Origin of the sequence: Pseudomonas wadenswilerensis, assembly GCF_024749185.1 — a bacterium.
In the GTDB taxonomy this organism is placed as follows: domain Bacteria; phylum Pseudomonadota; class Gammaproteobacteria; order Pseudomonadales; family Pseudomonadaceae; genus Aquipseudomonas; species Aquipseudomonas wadenswilerensis.
On record NZ_CP087191.1, the window covers coordinates 4282532 to 4299513 of the forward strand.

At 63.6% G+C, this 16982-nt stretch carries 12 protein-coding genes; 4 read left to right on the forward strand and 8 right to left on the reverse strand.

The features are described 5' to 3' along the window. Positions 1-18: 18 nt before the first annotated feature. The 6 genes from LOY45_RS19635 to LOY45_RS19660 form a co-directional block, all read right to left on the reverse strand. Positions 19-2475 (reverse strand): EAL domain-containing protein, encoded by a 2457-nt coding sequence (locus LOY45_RS19635; RefSeq protein ID WP_258578222.1) that lies wholly within the window; start codon positions 2473-2475, stop codon positions 19-21. A gap of 105 nt (positions 2476-2580) precedes the next feature. After that, on the reverse strand, positions 2581-4413 hold the full coding sequence (locus tag LOY45_RS19640) for an ABC transporter ATP-binding protein (protein ID WP_115085816.1): 1833 nt from the start codon (positions 4411-4413) through the stop codon (positions 2581-2583). Next, positions 4406-5038 (reverse strand): DsbA family protein, encoded by a 633-nt coding sequence (locus LOY45_RS19645; RefSeq protein ID WP_258578223.1) that lies wholly within the window; start codon positions 5036-5038, stop codon positions 4406-4408. The genes LOY45_RS19640 and LOY45_RS19645 overlap by 8 nt, the downstream gene beginning before the upstream one ends. A gap of 3 nt (positions 5039-5041) precedes the next feature. Further along, on the reverse strand, positions 5042-5980 hold the full coding sequence (gene trhO / locus LOY45_RS19650; protein WP_115085814.1) for an oxygen-dependent tRNA uridine(34) hydroxylase TrhO: 939 nt from the start codon (positions 5978-5980) through the stop codon (positions 5042-5044). 107 nt (positions 5981-6087) lie between these two features. Next, positions 6088-6387, reverse strand: coding sequence for a BolA family protein (locus LOY45_RS19655; RefSeq protein WP_258578224.1), 300 nt, complete (start codon positions 6385-6387; stop codon positions 6088-6090). A 15-nt stretch (positions 6388-6402) separates the two neighbouring features. Beyond that, positions 6403-6924 (reverse strand): DUF2059 domain-containing protein, encoded by a 522-nt coding sequence (locus tag LOY45_RS19660; protein ID WP_038994023.1) that lies wholly within the window; start codon positions 6922-6924, stop codon positions 6403-6405. Between the two features lie 156 nt (positions 6925-7080). Here LOY45_RS19660 and LOY45_RS19665 point away from each other — a divergent pair, with 156 nt between their 5' ends. Beyond that, positions 7081-8475, forward strand: coding sequence for a class II fumarate hydratase (locus tag LOY45_RS19665; protein WP_258578225.1), 1395 nt, complete (start codon positions 7081-7083; stop codon positions 8473-8475). A 1-nt stretch (position 8476) separates the two neighbouring features. On the opposite strand, the gene LOY45_RS19670 is transcribed toward LOY45_RS19665, so the two are convergent. Both LOY45_RS19670 and pap read right to left on the reverse strand, forming a co-directional pair. Continuing rightward, on the reverse strand, positions 8477-9433 hold the full coding sequence (locus LOY45_RS19670; protein ID WP_258578226.1) for a DMT family transporter: 957 nt from the start codon (positions 9431-9433) through the stop codon (positions 8477-8479). Between the two features lie 208 nt (positions 9434-9641). Then, complete coding sequence (gene pap / locus LOY45_RS19675; protein WP_115085810.1) at positions 9642-11135, reverse strand: polyphosphate:AMP phosphotransferase; 1494 nt, start codon at positions 11133-11135, stop codon at positions 9642-9644. 135 nt (positions 11136-11270) lie between these two features. On the opposite strand from pap, the gene mnmC reads away from it, so the two are divergent. The 3 genes from mnmC to ngg all read left to right on the forward strand — a co-directional run bounded on the left by mnmC (position 11271) and on the right by ngg (position 16973). Beyond that, on the forward strand, positions 11271-13286 hold the full coding sequence (gene mnmC, locus LOY45_RS19680; RefSeq protein ID WP_258578227.1) for a bifunctional tRNA (5-methylaminomethyl-2-thiouridine)(34)-methyltransferase MnmC2/FAD-dependent 5-carboxymethylaminomethyl-2-thiouridine(34) oxidoreductase MnmC1: 2016 nt from the start codon (positions 11271-11273) through the stop codon (positions 13284-13286). Positions 13287-13436: 150 nt separating this feature from the next. Next, positions 13437-15224 carry an N-acetylglutaminylglutamine amidotransferase gene (locus LOY45_RS19685; protein ID WP_258578228.1) on the forward strand — a complete coding sequence of 596 codons (1788 nt, stop codon included), beginning with the start codon at positions 13437-13439 and terminating at the stop codon, positions 15222-15224. Between the two features lie 3 nt (positions 15225-15227). Then, entirely contained in the window at positions 15228-16973 is a 1746-nt protein-coding gene (gene ngg, locus LOY45_RS19690) for an N-acetylglutaminylglutamine synthetase (RefSeq protein WP_134061660.1), read from the forward strand. The last annotated feature ends 9 nt before the right edge of the window (positions 16974-16982 follow it).

Consider the following 16982-nt stretch of genomic DNA (forward strand, 5'->3'; position numbering starts at 1 on the left):
TGTGATTATCGGTGGATCTCAGCGAAAGGTCCCCGGCGCCTTGAACAACAGGGGCCTTGCAGCAATCCGTTTGCGCTGCAAGCTGTCACAGGTGAACACCTGTGGCCGCTCGATCAGGTATCCCTGGGCGTAGTCCACGCCTATTTCCTGCAGGGCCTGCTCGATCAACGGGGTTTCGACGAACTCGGCGATGGTGCGTTTGCCCATCACGTGACCGATGTGATTGATCACCTCGACCATGGCCCGGTTGATCGGGTCATCGAGCATGTCCTTGACGAAACTCCCGTCGATTTTCAGAAAGTCTACAGGCAAATGCTTCAAATAAGCGAACGACGACATACCGGCGCAAAAGTCATCCAGCGAGAACCGGCAACCTAGGCCCTTGAGCTCGTTGATAAAGCGGATGGCACTGCCGAGGTTGGCAATCGCGCTGGTTTCGGTGATTTCGAAACAAATCATGTGCGGCGGGATGGCGAACTCGCTGAACAGCCGCTGCAGGTACTCGAGGAACTTGTCATCACCGATGCTGCTGCCCGACAGGTTGATCGCGCACATGGCCAACGGGCCATCGCGCTGTTCGTCCAGGCACTGGCGGATGACCTTGAACACACTGCGCACCACCCAGCGGTCCAGCGCGGTCATCAGGCCATAGCGCTCGGCGGCGGGAATGAAGCTGTCAGGGAGGATGATGCGGCCGCCCTCGTCGTGCAGGCGCAGGAGGATCTCGATATGCCCGGCGCCTTCATGGGGTCCAAGGGCGGCAATTTCCTGGGCATAGAGGCAGAAACGGTTTTCTTCCAGGGCCACGTGCAGGCGCTGGATCCAAGCCATCTCGCCAAAGCGCATGGACAGCTCGCTGTCATCGGCGTGATACACCTGCACGCGGTTGCGGCCCTTCTCCTTGGCCATGTAGCAAGCCATGTCGGCGGCCCGCAGCGAGGCTTCGAGGGTGGTCGGCCCTTGGGCAATATGCACCAGGCCCAGGCTGACGGTGGTCATGAACGGCCGCCCTTTCCACACGAAGTGCAGGCTCTGCACGGCCTGGCGCAGGCTCTCGGCAATGCGCTCGGCCTGCTCCTGGGGGCAGTTCTCCAGAAGGATACCGAACTCGTCACCACCCAGCCGCGCCAGGGTGTCGCCTTCGCGTAGGCCGGCCTGGAGCACAGCACAGATATGCCGCAGCAACTCATCGCCGGCGGCATGACCGCAGGTGTCGTTGACCAGCTTGAACTGGTCCAGGTCAAGGAACATCAAGGAGTGGCGCGCCGGTTTGCGCGCCATGGCGTTGAGCGCCAGTTCCAGGCGGTATTCGAATTCGCGGCGGTTGGCCAGGCCGGTCAGGGCGTCGTGGGTCGCCTGCCAGGACAGGTTGGCGATGTACTGACGCTCCTGGGTCATGTCGTGCAGCACCAGGACGATGCCGCTGATCTTACCCTCAGCCATGATCGGCGCACCTACCAGGGTGACCGACACGGTGCTGCCGTCCAGGCGCTGGATCAGCTTGGTATGTTCACTGCCGCCCTTGAGGCCACCTTCGAGCACGCGCTCGACCAGGGTCAGGCTGTCCTTTTCGGCATTCTCGTCGAGCAGGCTGAACAGCGCAGCCAAGGGCAAGCCCTGGGCCTGGGCCGCATGCCAGTGGGTCAACTGTTCGGCGGCCGGGTTCATGTAGGCGATGCAGCCTTCGACATCGGTGGTGATGACGCCATCGCCGATCGACTCAAGGGTGATCTGCGCCCGCTCCTTCTCCACTTCGAGGGCATTGGCAAAGGCCTGGCGCTGAGCCAGCAGCTTGCTCGAACGCATCCAGGCCAGGGCAATCAGGAACAGCGCAGTGGCCAGGTTGGTGACCAGCAATACCCGCAGCAACATCCGCGACCCTTCACCCAGGGCATCGCTGAACGCCCGGGCAGCCGGGGTCACGGCATCGTTGATCGAAGCAATCTGCGCCTTCCAGCCCGCGACGCTACGGGCATCGGCACGGCCAGCACGAAAACCGCTGTACATCTGCTCGGCCACTTCATCCAGCTGGCGCAAAAATCCGTCACCGACCGCCCACAGCTCGATGGCCTTCTGCATATAGCTGACCTGATGAAAGTTCAGGTACAGCCAGATCACACTGGAAACGTCGTCGGGATGGTTGCCGCCCTGGAGGATGCCACGGCGTGCGGCGTCGATATCCGGGGTCGGCAGGTCGAGGGCCACGCGCAGGTCATGCCCGCCCTGGGGCACGGCAATCGCCTTGCGATACTTCTGAAAGGCCACCTCGTCGCGGCTGTCAGCGTACTGGTTGAGGTAATAGATGGCGTCTTTCTGGCCCTTGGACCACAGGCTCTCCCCCGCCACATAACCACGCACTGCCGACAGCGCGTACAGGCTGATGCTCCCGAGCAAGGCCTGAAACAGCACCACAGCAACAAATGGCCAGATAATGCCCAACAACTTTGGCGCTTCGAGAGTCCGTTTTCGCTTCATGAGGTCCCTTGCAACAGAGCCGGATGAATCCCACCTACCAAAGCACAGCCTAGGCTATTTGCCATTAATACTGCAGAGCTTTTCTCACTTGCACACCAATTTGCCCTAACTCTGTTGCAAATGGCCGTACAGCTTGGCGTACAAGCCACCATCGGCGATCAGTTGCTGGTGATCGCCGTCCTCGGCGACATGGCCGCCGTCGAACACCAGCACCCGGTCGGCCTGCTTCACTGCAGATAGGCGATGGGCAATGATCAGGGTGGTACGGGCGCTGAGAAAGCGGGTCAGGGCCTGATGCAGGTTGTATTCGGTGGCCGCGTCCAGCGCCGAGGTGGCCTCGTCGAGGATCACCACCTTGGGTTCGGCCAGGACCATCCGCGCAATCGCCAGGCGCTGGCGCTGGCCACCGGACAAACGCACCCCGGAGCGGCCAACCACGCTGTCCAGGCCTTGCGGCAAGGCAGCGATGGTGGCGTCGAGCTGGGCGATGTTCAGCGCCTGCCAGCAGGCATCATCGCTGCAGTCGCGGCCCATGGTCAGGTTGGCGCGCACCGTGTCGTTGAACAGTGACGGGTGCTGCAGCACGACCGCGACATGCTCGCGCAGGGTTTCCAGGCCGATTTCCTGCAGGGTCGAGCCACCAAAGCGGATGGTCCCGGCCTGGGCGCTGTACAAGCCCAGCAGCAGTTGCACCAGGGTGCTCTTGCCGCCGCCGCTGGCGCCGACGATGGCGACCTTCTCGCCCGGGGCGATCGACAGGTTGAGCTGATCGAGCACCGGCTCGTCGTTGTAGGCAAAGCGCAAACCCTGCACTTCGATGCCGACGGTGTCGCGGCCCTTGAACGGGTCGATGCCGCCGGGATACTGCGGCTCGTCGGCACGCGCCAGCAGCTCGTTGAGCCGGCTCAAGGCGCCGCCGGCGGCGTAATAGGCGTATTGCAGGTTCAGCAGTTGCTCGACCGGGCCGATCATGAACCACAGGTAGCTGAACACCGCCAGCATCTGCCCGATCGACAAATCGGAGAACAGCACCGTGAGCATCGCCGCCGCGCGGAAAATATCGATACCGAACTGGAACAGCAAGCCACTGGCACGCCCGCTGGCATCGCTTTTCCATTGCGAGGCGACGGCGTAGTTACGCACCTCCTGGGCGCGCAGGCCGAGGCGACCGAGGAAATAGCCCTGGCGGTTACTGGCGCGGATTTCCTGGATGGCATCGAGGGTTTCGGTCAGCGCCTGGGTGAAGCGCGAGGTGCTGTCGTTCTCCAGCTTCTTCAGGTGCTTGACCCGCTTGCCCAATTGCACCGTGGCGAAGATCACCAACGGGTTGAACAGCAGAATCAGCAGCGCCAGCTTCCAGTGCATCCACATCAGGATGGCCGCGGTACCGGTCAGGGTCAGCATGGCCACCAGAAAGCGGCTGAGGGTTTCGCCGACAAACTTGTCGAGGGTGTCCAGGTCGGTGACCAGGTGGGTGGTCACGGTACCGCTACCGAGGCTCTCGTACTCGCTGAGGGAGATGCGCTTGAGGCGCTCGATCAGGCGAATGCGCAAGCGGTAGACGATGTCCTTGGCCAGGCCCGCGAACAGCTTGGCCTGCACCACGTTGAAGGCCAGGGCGGCGCAGCGCAGGGTCAGGGTGAACAGCAGCATCAGGCCGATGTAGCCAGCAGCAACCTGCCAGTTACCGGGCAGGAACTGGTTCATCCACTTCAGTGCGGCATCGCCATGGCCGAGTAGCACTTCGTCGACCAGCAACGGCAACAGCAAGGGGATCGGCACACTGCACAATGCCGCCAGCACGGCCACGCCATTGGCGATCCACAGGGCTTTTTTATGACGCAAGGCCAGGCGGCGGATTTCTGCCCAGCTCAAGCGATCAGCATGCACAGGGCCTGGCCCTGGTACCGGGTCGGGTGAACCCGGCAGGTCAAGCACAGGCGGCCTGCTTCAGCCAGCGGCCGAGCAGCGGTTCGAGGGATTCGAGGGTCTGGTAGCCGTTGGTCAGCAAGGCCAGCTGGCCATTGCGCTCGGCCAGCAGGGTCGGGAAACCGGCGATGCCCAGGTCCTGGACCCAGGTGAAGTCTGCCGCCGTGGCCGAGCGTTGTTCGGCGCTGGTAAAGGCGTCGGCAAAGGCTGTGCGGTCGTAACCGGCCTGCTCGGCGAGCTCCACCAGCATCGGCGCGCGAGTAACATCTTCGCCACGCTGGTAGAAGGCTTGCTGGATCAGCTTGAGCAAAGAGCCGACACGCTGCGGGTCAAGGCTGCGCGCGGTGACCAGGGCCCGGCAGGCAGGCTCGGTGTCGTAGACAAAACCGTCTGGCAGCGCACCTTCGAACTGAAAGTCCTGCCCGGTGGCGTCGTGCACCGCCTGCCAATGATCGAGGATGTAACCGCGCGTCGAGGCATCCAGCGCCCGGCTGCCGGAACGCAGGCCGCCAAGCACCACCTGGGTCGGCACGCCCGCAGCCTGAGCCTGGGCGATCAGGGCCTCGGCGACGGGAGCAAAGCCCCAGCACCAGGAACACATCGGGTCCATCACATAGAGCAGGCGTGCGGACATCAATCAGGCCTCGGCAGCTTTGCGGTAGTTATGACCGATCGGGTGAGGCTGATTGCGTGCCTTGGCCAGCTCGATCTGCTTCTGCCGGTCAATGGCGCTGCGACGGGTCTTTTCGCTCAGGCTGTCCCAGCAATGCGGACAGCTGATGCCTGGCGAATAGTGCTCGGACGCACGTTCTTCCACACTGATCGGGGTGCGGCAGGCATGGCACTGGTCGTAATCGCCCTCGGTCAGGTCGTGACGCACGGTGACCCGGTTGTCGAACACGAAGCAGTCGCCCTGCCAGCGGCTTTCATCCTGTGGCACCTCTTCGAGGTATTTGAGGATCCCGCCCTTAAGATGATAGACCTCTTCAAAACCCTCGCCGAGCATATAGCTGGAGGCTTTCTCGCAACGGATGCCGCCGGTGCAGAACATCGCCACTTTCTTGTGTTTGGCCGGGTCGAAATTGGCCTTGATGTACTCGGGGAACTCGCGGAAGGTGGTGGTCTTCGGGTCGATCGCACCCTCGAAGGTACCGATCGCCACTTCGTAGTCGTTGCGGGTGTCGATCAGCAGCACTTCAGGATCGCTGATCAGCGCGTTCCAGTCCTGGGGTTCGACGTAGGTGCCGACCTTGTGGTTCGGGTCCACGCCCGGCACGCCAAGGGTGACGATCTCTTTCTTGAGCTTGACCTTGGTGCGGTAGAACGGCTGTTCGTCGCAGTAGGATTCTTTATGGTCGATATCGACCAGGCGCGCATCGCTGCGCAACCAGGCCAGCAGGCCGTCGATACCTTCACGGGAAGCCGACACGGTGCCGTTGATGCCTTCTTCGGCCAACAGCAGGGTGCCTTTGACGCCATTCTTTTCCATGGCCTCGAGCAGCGGTTCGCGCAGCTCGACGTAATCTTTCAGGGTGACGAACTTGTACAACGCCGCGACGACGATAGCTTGGGACATGCAGTAAATCTCCAGGTGGTCACCCTCGCAAAGGGCGGACCGGATAACAAAAAAAACGCGCCGACGAGCGGCGCGTTTTTTATTCTAGCAAAAACCTGGCGAGGAAATCAGTGCTTGCTGCCACCGACACAGGTAGGCGACGCCGGAGCGACCCCTACTTTTTGCCATTCCTGCGGCGTGTAGGTGTGCAGCGCCAGGGCATGGAACTGGCCCATCAAGTCGCCAAGGGTGGCGTAGACTTTCTGGTGGCGCTTGACGCTGTTCAGCCCCTCGAACTGCTCGCTCACCAGCACGGCCTTGTAGTGGGTCTGCTGACCGCGGCTGTGCATGTGGCTTTCGTCGAGCACCTGCAGGTGCTGAGGTGCCAGCGCTTGCAGGCTTTGCTCGATCTGTTGCTGCATGGTCATGTCAGGCTCCGCTCGTTACTTCTTGGCCGGCGCGGCCTTGCCGGCGTTCGGGTCGAGTTCCTTGGTCATGTCAGCCAGCAGCTTGTTGACCACCGGTACCGCGCTTTCCAGTTTCTGCTGGGTCAGCTGGGCCGATTGCTGGGTCACTTGCGGCATCTTTTCCAGGACTTTCTTGCCCAGTGGCGACTGGTAGAAGGCTACCAGGTCCTTCAGTTCGCTTTCGGTGAAAGTGCTGGTGTAGAGCTTGACCATGTCCGGCTTGAGCTTGTTCCAGCCGATGGCCTGGTCCAGGGCGGCATTGGCCTTGGCCTGGTAGCTGTCGAGCACGGATTTCTTCGAGGCTGGGGCCTTGGTTTGTTCGAAACGCTGGGCAAACATCTGCTGCACCTGCATGTAGACCGGAGTACCGAGCTTGTCGGCATGCGCCATCATGAGGAATTTTTCAGCACTGGCGTTGTGACTGGCGGTATCTGCAAGCACCTGGCCGCTGGCGCAGACCAGCGCTACAGCAGTGCAGAGGGCGCGAAGACGGGTCATCGGAATTCCTTCAATAGACAGAGGAGGTAGTACCCCAGAGTAGAGCATTCTGCGCCGACAGTGGCACAGTGCTCAAGTAGGGCGACGTGCGATGGAACCGCTACGCCAAATAAGGACCTAAACTGCGAATTCAGACCACAAGGGAGTGAGCGCAGCATGAGCCGTATCGAAACTGACAGCCTGGGGCAGGTCGAAGTTCCTGACCAGGCCTACTGGGGTGCCCAGACGCAACGCTCGCTGATCAACTTTACCATCGGCAAGGAGCGCATGCCGCTGGCGGTTTTGCATGCCCTGGCACTGATCAAAAAAGCCGCAGCCCGGGTCAACAACCGCAACGGAGACCTTCCGGCGGATATCGCCCGACTGATCGAACAGGCCGCCGACGAAGTGCTCGACGGGCAACTGGACGACCAGTTTCCACTCGTCGTCTGGCAGACCGGCAGTGGCACTCAAAGCAACATGAACGTCAACGAAGTGATCGCCGGTCGGGCCAACGAACTGGCCGGCAAGGGCCGTGGCGGCAAAGCGCCAGTGCACCCCAACGATCACGTCAACCGCTCGCAGAGCTCCAACGACTGCTTCCCCACCGCCATGCACATCGCGGCTGCCCAGGCGGTACAGCACAAGCTGCTGCCGGCGATCATCGAGCTGTCTTCGGGGCTGGCCGAATTGGCAGTGCGCCATCAACACCTGGTGAAAACCGGCCGCACCCATATGATGGATGCCACGCCGATCACCTTCGGCCAGGAACTCTCGGCTTATGTCGCCCAGCTCGACTACGCCCAGCGCGCCATTCGCTCGGCCTTGCCGGCGGTGTGCGAGCTGGCCCAGGGCGGCACCGCCGTGGGCACCGGGTTGAACGCCCCGCACGGTTTTGCCGAAGCCATCGCCGCAGAGCTTGCCGCCCTTTCCGGCCTGCCTTTTATTACCGCGCCGAACAAGTTCGCAGCCCTCGCCGGCCATGAGCCGCTGACCACCCTCGCCGGCGGCCTGAAAACCCTGGCCGTGGCCCTGATGAAACTGGCCAACGACCTGCGCCTGCTCGGCTCCGGGCCACGCGGCGGCATTGCCGAAGTACGCCTGCCGGCCAACGAGCCGGGCAGCTCGATCATGCCCGGCAAGGTCAACCCGACCCAGTGCGAGGCCCTGTCGATGCTGGCCTGCCAGGTGCTGGGCAACGACACTGCGATCGGCTTTGCCGCAAGCCAGGGGCACTTGCAATTGAACGTGTTCAAGCCGGTGATCATCCACAACCTGCTGCAGTCCATCGAACTGCTGGCTGACGGTTGCAGTAACTTCCAGCAGCACTGCATTGCCGGCATCGAACCGGACCCCGAACAGATGGCCGCGCACCTGGAGCGCGGGCTGATGCTGGTGACCGCACTCAACCCGCACATCGGCTACGACAAGGCCGCCGAAATCGCCAAGAAGGCCTACAGCGAAGGCACCACCCTGCGCGAGGCGGCGCTGACCCTGGGCTACCTGACCAACGAGCAGTTCGACCAGTGGGTGCGCCCGGAAAAAATGCTCGAACCGGGCGGCAAAGGCTGAGTCACCGGGCCAGGCGTACGCGCCTGGCCCGCCAGCCGGCCATGATCGACGGGCCCAGGGCGGTCAGTACCGAGCCCAGCACCACCACCAGCGCACCGATATAACCCAGGGTGTTGATCTGCTCGGCGTGCACGTAGTCAGGCCAGAACCAGGCTGCCAGGGCCACCGCGACAAAGGTAATCAGCGGAGTGATCGCCAAGGTCGCACTGACCTTGGAGGCTTCCCAGTGCGCCAGGGCTTCGGCAAAAGCGCCATAGGCCACCAGGGTGTTCAGGCAGCAGGCGAGCAGCAGCCAGCCTTGCAGCGGGCTCAGTTTCAGCGCCTCGGACGGATGCACCCAGGGCGTCAGCAACGCCGCGCAAAACAGGTAGATCACCATCATCACCTGCACCGAATTCCACACCGTCAATAGCTGCTTCTGGCTCAGCGCATAAAACACCCAGATGGTGGTCGCCAGCAGGATGGTCAGCACGCCGGTGGTGTAGACGCTCAGGGAGGTGAGCAACTCATCCAGGCGCTGATTGAAGAACAGGCCGAAGCCCATCAGCAGGATCACCAGGCCCATGCCCTGCCCCAGGCTGAAGCGTTCCTTGAACAGGAACACACTGGCCACCAGCAACAGCACCGGGCCCATCTGCACCACCAGTTGCGCAGTCCCGGGGCTGAGAAGCTTGAGCCCGACCAGGTAGAGGACGTAGTTGCCGACCAGGCCGCAGGTGGCCAGCAATACCAATCCCCAGCCCTTGCGCCCGAGGGTTTTGAACGACGGCAGGCGCTTGCTCGCCGCCAGCCAGGCCAGCAGCAGACCACCGGAAACCAGCAGGCGAAACCAGGTCACGGTGATCGGGTCCATCACCTGCAGCACCTGTTTGAGCTTGATCGGCAGGATGCCCCAGAGCACGGCGGTCAACAGTGACAAGGACAGACCGTAGACCCAGCGTCCGGAAGAAATATGCATAACCAGCCTCGATAGCCCTTTGGTGGGGGGAAACCGGATTCTACGGGGTGGGCTGATGGGGAGACAGGCGCGATTGCGGAAAAGAATTCAGTACTTCATTCCCTGAGTTCCTGCTGGGGCCGCACGCGCCCCATCGCCGGCAAGGCCGGCTCCCACAAGGCCAGCTTTGCACCATTTCTGTGGGAGCTGGCTTGCCAGCGATGAGGTCCTATTTCTTGTGCTTCTTGAACGCCGCCTCCAGCGCCTCATTGATAGTGCGCAACACCTTGACCCGCGCCCAGCGCTTGTCATTGGCTTCGACCAGGGTCCAGGGCGCGATCTCGGTGCTGGTCCGGTCGACCATGTCGCCCACCGCCTCCGCGTACTGCCCCCACTTGTCGCGGTTGCGCCAGTCTTCTTCGGTGATCTTGAAGCGCTTGAACGGGATCTGCTCGCGCTCCTGGAAGCGTTCGAGCTGGGTCTGCTCGTCAATCGACAACCAGAACTTCACCACCACCACACCCGCGTTGCTCAGCTGTTCTTCAAAGTCGTTGATCTCGCCATAGGCGCGCATCCAGTCGGCCTGGCTGCAAAAGCCTTCGACCCGCTCGACCAGCACCCGGCCGTACCAGGAACGGTCGAACACGGTGAACTTGCCACGCGCCGGAATATGCCGCCAGAAGCGCCACAGGTACGGCTGCGCACGCTCCTCGTCGGTGGGCGCGGCAACCGGCACGATGCGGTACTGGCGTGGGTCGAGCGCTGCCGCCACCCGGCGAATGGCGCCGCCCTTGCCCGCCGCGTCGTTGCCCTCAAACACGGCAATCAAGGCATGCCGGCGCATGCGCTTGTCACGCAACAAGCCGGCCAGGCGTGCCTGTTCGGTAATCAGTTGTTCCTGGTAGTCGTTCTTGTCCAGACGCAGACTCAGGTCGAGGCTGCCGAGCAAGCTGCGCTGGTCGATGCTTTCGCCCAGCGGGGCGATGTTGGCCTGGTGAATCGGCGCATGATTGACCTTGAGCGCGGTCTGCAGCCCTTCCAGCAGAATCTTGCCCACGGCCAGGCTGCGGTAATGCGGATCGACGCCTTCGATCACATGCCAGGGCGCGTAGTCCCGGCTGGTTTGCCGCAGCACCCGCTCACCAAAACGCACGAAACGGTCGTAGGTTTCCGACTGTTGCCAGTCCAGCGGGCTGATCCGCCAGCTGTGCAGCGGGTCGTCTTGGAGCGCCTTGAGCCGGGCTTTCATCTGCTTCTTTGACAGGTGGAACCAGAACTTGAAGATCAGCGCACCTTCATCGCAGAGCATCTCCTCCAGGCGCTCGGCGCCGCGGATAGCCTGGTCGAGCACGGCATCCTTGAACTGGCCGTGCACCCGGCCCTGAAGCATCTGGCTGTACCAGTTGCCGAAAAACACGCCCATCCGCCCCTTGGCCGGCAGCGCCCGCCAGTAACGCCAGGCGGGGGGGCGAGCGAGTTCTTCGTCGGTCTGCTGGTCGAAAGTGCGCACCTCGATCAGGCGCGGGTCCATCCATTCATTGAGCAGCTTGACCGTCTCGCCCTTGCCCGCGCCTTCGATGCCGTTGATCAGCACGATCACCGGGAACCGCGCCTGCTGCTTGAGTTCGAACTGGGCCTCGAGCAGCGCTTCACGCAGCGCCGGGACCTCGGCTTCATAGGTGTCTTTGTCGATGGCGTGACCAATTTCAGCGGATTCGAACATACCAGGCTCCCTACTTGGATAAGCAAGACTAGCGGATTGTCGAAACCTTTGTCGGCACAAAACAAAGCCTGCCACAGGTCAAACAGCCTGGCGCCGATCAGCTAAAATGGCCCTCTTGCCAATGCTGAGCCGAACATGACCGAAGTAACCCAATACGCCCAGATCGACTGGGATGACCAGGGCCGACCGCACTCGCGCCAATACGACGACATCTATTTCTCCAAGGAGCAGAGCCTGGAGGAAACCCGTCATGTGTTCATCGACCAGAACGATCTGCGCCAGCGTTTCAGCGCGCTGGGGCCGGGCCAGTGCCTGGTGATCGGCGAAACCGGCTTCGGCACCGGCTTGAATTTCTTCTGCGCCTGGCAGCTGTTTGCCGAGTGCGCCCCGGCCGATGCGCGGCTGCATTTCATCAGCGTCGAAAAATACCCCCTGACCCGTGCCGACCTCAGCCGCGCCCTGGCCCTGTGGCCGGCGCTGGCGCCGTTCAGCAGCCAGTTGCTGGCCCAATACGTGGCGGTGCACGAAGGCTTCCAGCCGTTCGAGTTCGAACAGGGCCGGGTGCGCCTGACCTTGATGATCGGTGATGTGCTGGAGCAATTGCCGCAGCTCGATGCCGAAGTCGACGCCTGGTTTCTCGACGGTTTTGCCCCGGCCAAGAATCCGGAAATGTGGACCCCGGAATTGTTCGCCCAGATCGGCCGGCTGTCATCGCCCACCGCCACCCTCGGCACCTTCACCAGTACCGGCTGGGTACGCCGCGGCCTGATTGCCGTGGGCTTTACCATGAAGCGCATTCCTGGCATCGGCAAGAAGTGGGAGATCCTGCGCGGCACCTTCAACGGTTGGCCGGCCGAACAACCGCTGCCGCCCGCCAGCGCGCCGTGGTTTGCCCGCCCGCCCGCAGTGCCCGGGCCGCGCCAGGCGCTGGTGATCGGCGCCGGCCTTGCCGGTTGCGCCAGCGCCGCCAGCCTTGCTGCCCGCGGTTGGCAGGTGAAGGTGCTGGAACGCCATGCAACGCCGGCAGCAGAAGCCTCGGGTAACCCGCAAGGGGTGCTGTACCTCAAGTTGTCCGCTCACGGCACGGCGTTGTCGCGCTTGATCCTCAGCGGTTTCGGCTACACCCGGCGACTGCTCGAACGCCTGCAGCGCGGGCAGGATTGGGATGGCTGCGGGGTACTGCAACTGGCCTTCGACGCCAAGGAAGACCAACGCCAGCAACAACTGGCCGAGGCTTTCGATCCGCAATTGCTGCAACGCCTGAACCGTGAGCAGGCTGAACAACTGGCCGGGGTTGCCCTGGGCAGTGGCGGGCTGTTCTACCCCGAAGGCGGCTGGGTGCATCCGCCGGCGCTGTGCCAGGCGCAACTGCAACACCCGAACATCACCTTGCTGCCCCATCATCAAGTGCTGCAACTGCGCAAGGTCGATGGCCAGTGGCAGGCCTGGGAAAGCGACAAACTGCTGGCCAGCGCGCCGCTGGTGATACTGGCTACAGCCGCCGAAATCCAGCGTTTCGAGCCTTGCGCCGGCCTGCCGCTCAAGCGCATTCGCGGGCAGATCACCCGCCTGCGGGTCACTGGGCAAAGCCAGGCGCTGGCCACAGTGGTCTGCGCCGACGGCTATGTAGCACCGCCACGCAACGGTGAACACACCCTCGGCGCCAGCTTCGACTTCCACAACACCGACCTCACGCCCACCACCGGCGAGCACGTCGGCAACCTCGGCTTGCTCGAAGAGATCTCCAGCGACCTGGCCGAACGCCTGGGTGCCCACAGCCTCGACCCGCATGCCCTGCAAGGGCGCGCCGCCTTTCGCTGCACCAGCCCAGACTACTTGCCGATTGTCGGCCCGCTGGCTGACCAGGCGCAGTTCAACCAGGACTACGCGGTATTGGCCCGGGATGCCCGGCAAATTCCCGCCACCCCCTGCCCCTGGCTCGAAGGCCTGTTCATCAACAGCGGCCATGGTTCGCGCGGGCTGATCACCGCGCCGCTTTCAGGCGAATTGATCGCCGCCTGGGCCGACAACGCACCCCTGCCAGTGCCCCGCGCGGTGGCCGAAGCCTGCCACCCGAATCGCTTCATGTTGCGGGAGTTGATCAGGGGGAAAAAAGCAGCGGCAAGCGGCAAGCCACACACTAAAAGCTGATTGACCCGGCGCCCTCTTGCAGCTTGAAGCTTGGCGCTTGCAGCTACAGCTTATAACCGATTGATCTAAAACTCTCGCTATCCGCACCGGTCAGTTTCCATGTGCCCGCGGTTCGGGCACTTTCCCCAACGGCAAAACCGGTAAGGACTTATGTGCGGATTAGCTGGAGAGTTTCGTTTCACCCCTGTTGCCCACCCACCACGCCCGGCGGACCTCGCCGCAGTCGAGCGGATCACCCATCACCTGGCACCTCGCGGCCCCGACGCCTGGGGCTTTTATAGCCAGGGGCCGATTGCCCTCGGCCATCGCCGATTGAAAATCATGGATCTGTCCGACGGCTCGGCCCAGCCCATGGTCGATAATCCGTTGGGCCTGGCGCTGGCCTTCAACGGTGCCATCTATAACTTCCCCGAGCTGCGCAGCGAGCTGGAAAGCCTCGGTTATGCCTTCTATTCGGACGGTGATACCGAAGTGCTGCTCAAGGGTTATCACGCCTGGGGCGCCGACCTGCTGCCGCGCCTGAACGGCATGTTTGCCCTGGCGATCTGGGAGCGCGACAGCCAGCAACTGTTCCTCGCCCGCGACCGCCTCGGGGTCAAACCCCTGTACCTGTCGCGCACCGGCGAACGCCTGCGCTTTGCCTCAAGCCTGCCAGCGCTGCTCAAAGGCGGCGACATCAACCCGGTGCTCGACCCGCTGGCGCTCAACCACTACCTGAACTTCCACGCCGTGGTGCCGGCGCCGCGCACCCTGCTGGCCAATGTCGAGAAACTGCCACCGGCCAGCTGGATGCGCATTGACGCCCAGGGCCGCTGCGAGCAGCAGGTCTGGTGGCAACTGCATTACGGCCCGCGCACCGATGAACAGGACCTGAGCCTGGAGGACTGGCACGATCGTGTACTCGACAGCACCCGCGAGGCGGTGGCGATTCGTCAGCGCGCCGCCGTGGATGTCGGCGTGCTGCTCTCCGGCGGTGTCGATTCGAGCCTGCTGGTCGGCCTGCTGCGCGAGGTCGGCGTCGACGACCTGTCGACCTTCTCCATCGGCTTCGAGGATGCCGGCGGCGAACGCGGCGACGAGTTCCAGTACTCCGACCTGATCGCCCGCCATTACGGCACCCGTCATCATCAGTTGCGCATCGACGAGCGGGAGGTCATCGAGCAATTGCCGGCAGCTTTCCGCGCCATGAGCGAGCCGATGGTCAGCCACGACTGCATTGCCTTCTACCTGCTATCGCGGGAGGTGGCCAAGCACTGCAAAGTGGTGCAAAGCGGCCAGGGCGCCGACGAGCTGTTCGCCGGTTATCACTGGTACCCGCAGGTCGACGGCGCACGCGATCCGTTCGCGGCCTATCGCGAGGCCTTCTTCGACCGCAGCTACGACGACTACGCCGCCACCGTGCAGCCGTCCTGGCTGCTCGATCACGACGCTGCCGGCGACTTCGTCCGCCAGCACTTCGCCCAGCCCGGGGCCAGCGATGCGGTGGATAAAGCCCTGCGCCTGGACAGCACGGTGATGCTGGTCGACGACCCGGTCAAACGGGTCGACAACATGACCATGGCCTGGGGCCTGGAGGCGCGCACGCCGTTCCTCGACTACCGCCTGGTCGAACTCTCGGCGCGGATTCCGGCACGCTTCAAGCTGCCCGACGGCGGCAAGCAGGTGCTCAAGGAAGCCGCGCGGCTGGTCATCCCCAGCGAAGTCATCGACCGCAAAAAGGGCTACTTCCCGGTGCCGGGCCTCAAGCACCTGCAGGGCGCAACCCTGGACTGGGTGCGTGAACTGCTGCTCGATCCCAGCCAGGACCGCGGCCTGTTCAACCCCGCCGCCCTCGACCGCCTGCTCAGCGATCCCCATGGTCAGTTGACGCCGCTGCGCGGCTCCAAGCTCTGGCAACTGGCCGCCTTGAACCTGTGGCTCAGCGAACAAGGAATCTGATCGATGAAAGCCCATGCCTCACCTTACGGCCAGCGCCTGCTGCGCGGCCAGGTGCCGTCCTATGAGCGACTGCAGGCGCAACTGGCCGGCGATGGCAGCCAGCCCCACGACCAGCCGCGTTCGCTGCATTGCGGCTGGGGCCGGCTGCTGATCGGCCACACCTACCCTGACCCGGCCAGCCTGGCCAGCGCCTTGCTCGACGAACGCCCCGGCGAGCGCGATATCGCCTTGTACGTGGCGGCGCCGCAGCAAGTGCTGGCTCAGGCGCCCCAGCAACTGTTCCTCGACCCGTCCGATACCCTGCGCCTGTGGTTCAGCGACTACCGTCCGGCGCAGCGGGTGTTTCGCGGCTTTCGTATCCGCCGGGCGCAGAGCGACAGCGACTGGCAGGCCATCAACGCCCTGTACCAGGCCCGCGGCATGCTGCCGATCGACCCCGAGCTGCTGACCCCGCGCCACCATGGCGGGCCGGTCTACTGGCTGGCCGAAGACGAAGACAGCGGCGCGATCATTGGCAGCGTCATGGGCCTGAATCATTACAAGGCCTTCGCCGATCCGGAGCATGGCTGCAGCCTCTGGTGCCTGGCGGTGGACCCACAGTGCACCCGTCCCGGTGTCGGCGAAGTGCTGGTGCGGCATTTGATCGAGCACTTCATGAGCCGCGGCCTGACCTGCCTCGACCTCTCGGTGCTGCACGACAACCGCCAGGCCAAGCGCCTGTACGCCAAGCTGGGGTTTCGCAACCTGCCGACCTTCGCGGTCAAGCGCAAGAACGGCATCAACCAGCCGCTGTTCCTGGGCCCAAGCCCTGAAACCGGGCTCAACCCCTATGCGCGGATCATCGTCGAAGAGGCGTACCGGCGCGGTATCGAGGTGCAGGTCGACGATGCCGATGGCGGCCTGTTCACCCTTATCCATGGCGGTCGGCGGGTACGTTGCCGGGAGTCGCTGAGCGACCTGACCACGGCGGTCAGTATGACCCTGTGCCAGGACAAAAGCCTGACCCACAAGGTGCTCGCCAACGCTGGCCTGCAAGTCCCCGCGCAGCAACTGGCCGGCAATGCCGACGACAACCTGGCCTTCCTCGAAGACCACGGCGCGGTGGTGGTCAAGCCGCTGGACGGCGAACAAGGCAACGGCGTGGCAGTCAATCTGACCACCCTGGAGGAAATCAATGAAGCGGTAGAGGCCGCCCGGCAATTCGACAGCCGCGTGCTGCTGGAAAGCTTCCACGCCGGCCTCGACCTGCGCATCGTGGTCATCGGTTTCGAGGTGGTGGCCGCCGCCATCCGCCATCCGGCGCAGATCGTCGGCGACGGCCAGCACGCCGTCGGCGCCCTGATCGAAGCCCAGAGCCGTCGGCGCCAGGCGGCGACCGGCGGCGAAAGCCGCATCCCGCTGGACCACGAAACCCAGCGCACCCTGCACGCCGCCGGCGTCGACTACGACAGCGTACTGCCCGCCGGCCAGCGCCTGGTGGTGCGCGGCACTGCCAACCTGCACACCGGAGGCTGCCTGGAGGACGTCAGCGAACGCCTGCACCCAGTGCTGGTGGACGCCGCCATCCGCGCCGCCCGCGCCCTGGACATTCCGGTGGTGGGCCTGGACCTGATGGTCAAGGCCGCCGACCAGCCCGACTACGTATTCATCGAAGCCAATGAGCGGGTCGGCCTGGCCAACCATGAACCGCAACCAACTGCCGAGCGCTTCGTCGACCTGTTGTTCCCCCACAGCCGACCGGCGCCATGAGCACAGGAG

Excerpts from the sequence above, each read along its gene's own strand:
- ngg (WP_134061660.1), top strand. The coding sequence starts at position 15,228 with ATGAAAGCCCATGCCTCACCTTACGGCCAGCGCCTGCTGCGCGGCCAG.
- LOY45_RS19655 (WP_258578224.1), bottom strand. The coding sequence starts at position 6,387 with ATGACCATGCAGCAACAGATCGAGCAAAGCCTGCAAGCGCTGGCACCT.
- pap (WP_115085810.1), bottom strand. The coding sequence starts at position 11,135 with ATGTTCGAATCCGCTGAAATTGGTCACGCCATCGACAAAGACACCTAT.
- LOY45_RS19670 (WP_258578226.1), bottom strand. The coding sequence starts at position 9,433 with ATGCATATTTCTTCCGGACGCTGGGTCTACGGTCTGTCCTTGTCACTG.
- LOY45_RS19665 (WP_258578225.1), top strand. The coding sequence starts at position 7,081 with ATGAGCCGTATCGAAACTGACAGCCTGGGGCAGGTCGAAGTTCCTGAC.
- LOY45_RS19660 (WP_038994023.1), bottom strand. The coding sequence starts at position 6,924 with ATGACCCGTCTTCGCGCCCTCTGCACTGCTGTAGCGCTGGTCTGCGCC.
- trhO (WP_115085814.1), bottom strand. The coding sequence starts at position 5,980 with ATGTCCCAAGCTATCGTCGTCGCGGCGTTGTACAAGTTCGTCACCCTG.
- LOY45_RS19635 (WP_258578222.1), bottom strand. The coding sequence starts at position 2,475 with ATGAAGCGAAAACGGACTCTCGAAGCGCCAAAGTTGTTGGGCATTATC.
- LOY45_RS19645 (WP_258578223.1), bottom strand. The coding sequence starts at position 5,038 with ATGTCCGCACGCCTGCTCTATGTGATGGACCCGATGTGTTCCTGGTGC.
- LOY45_RS19685 (WP_258578228.1), top strand. The coding sequence starts at position 13,437 with ATGTGCGGATTAGCTGGAGAGTTTCGTTTCACCCCTGTTGCCCACCCA.
- mnmC (WP_258578227.1), top strand. The coding sequence starts at position 11,271 with ATGACCGAAGTAACCCAATACGCCCAGATCGACTGGGATGACCAGGGC.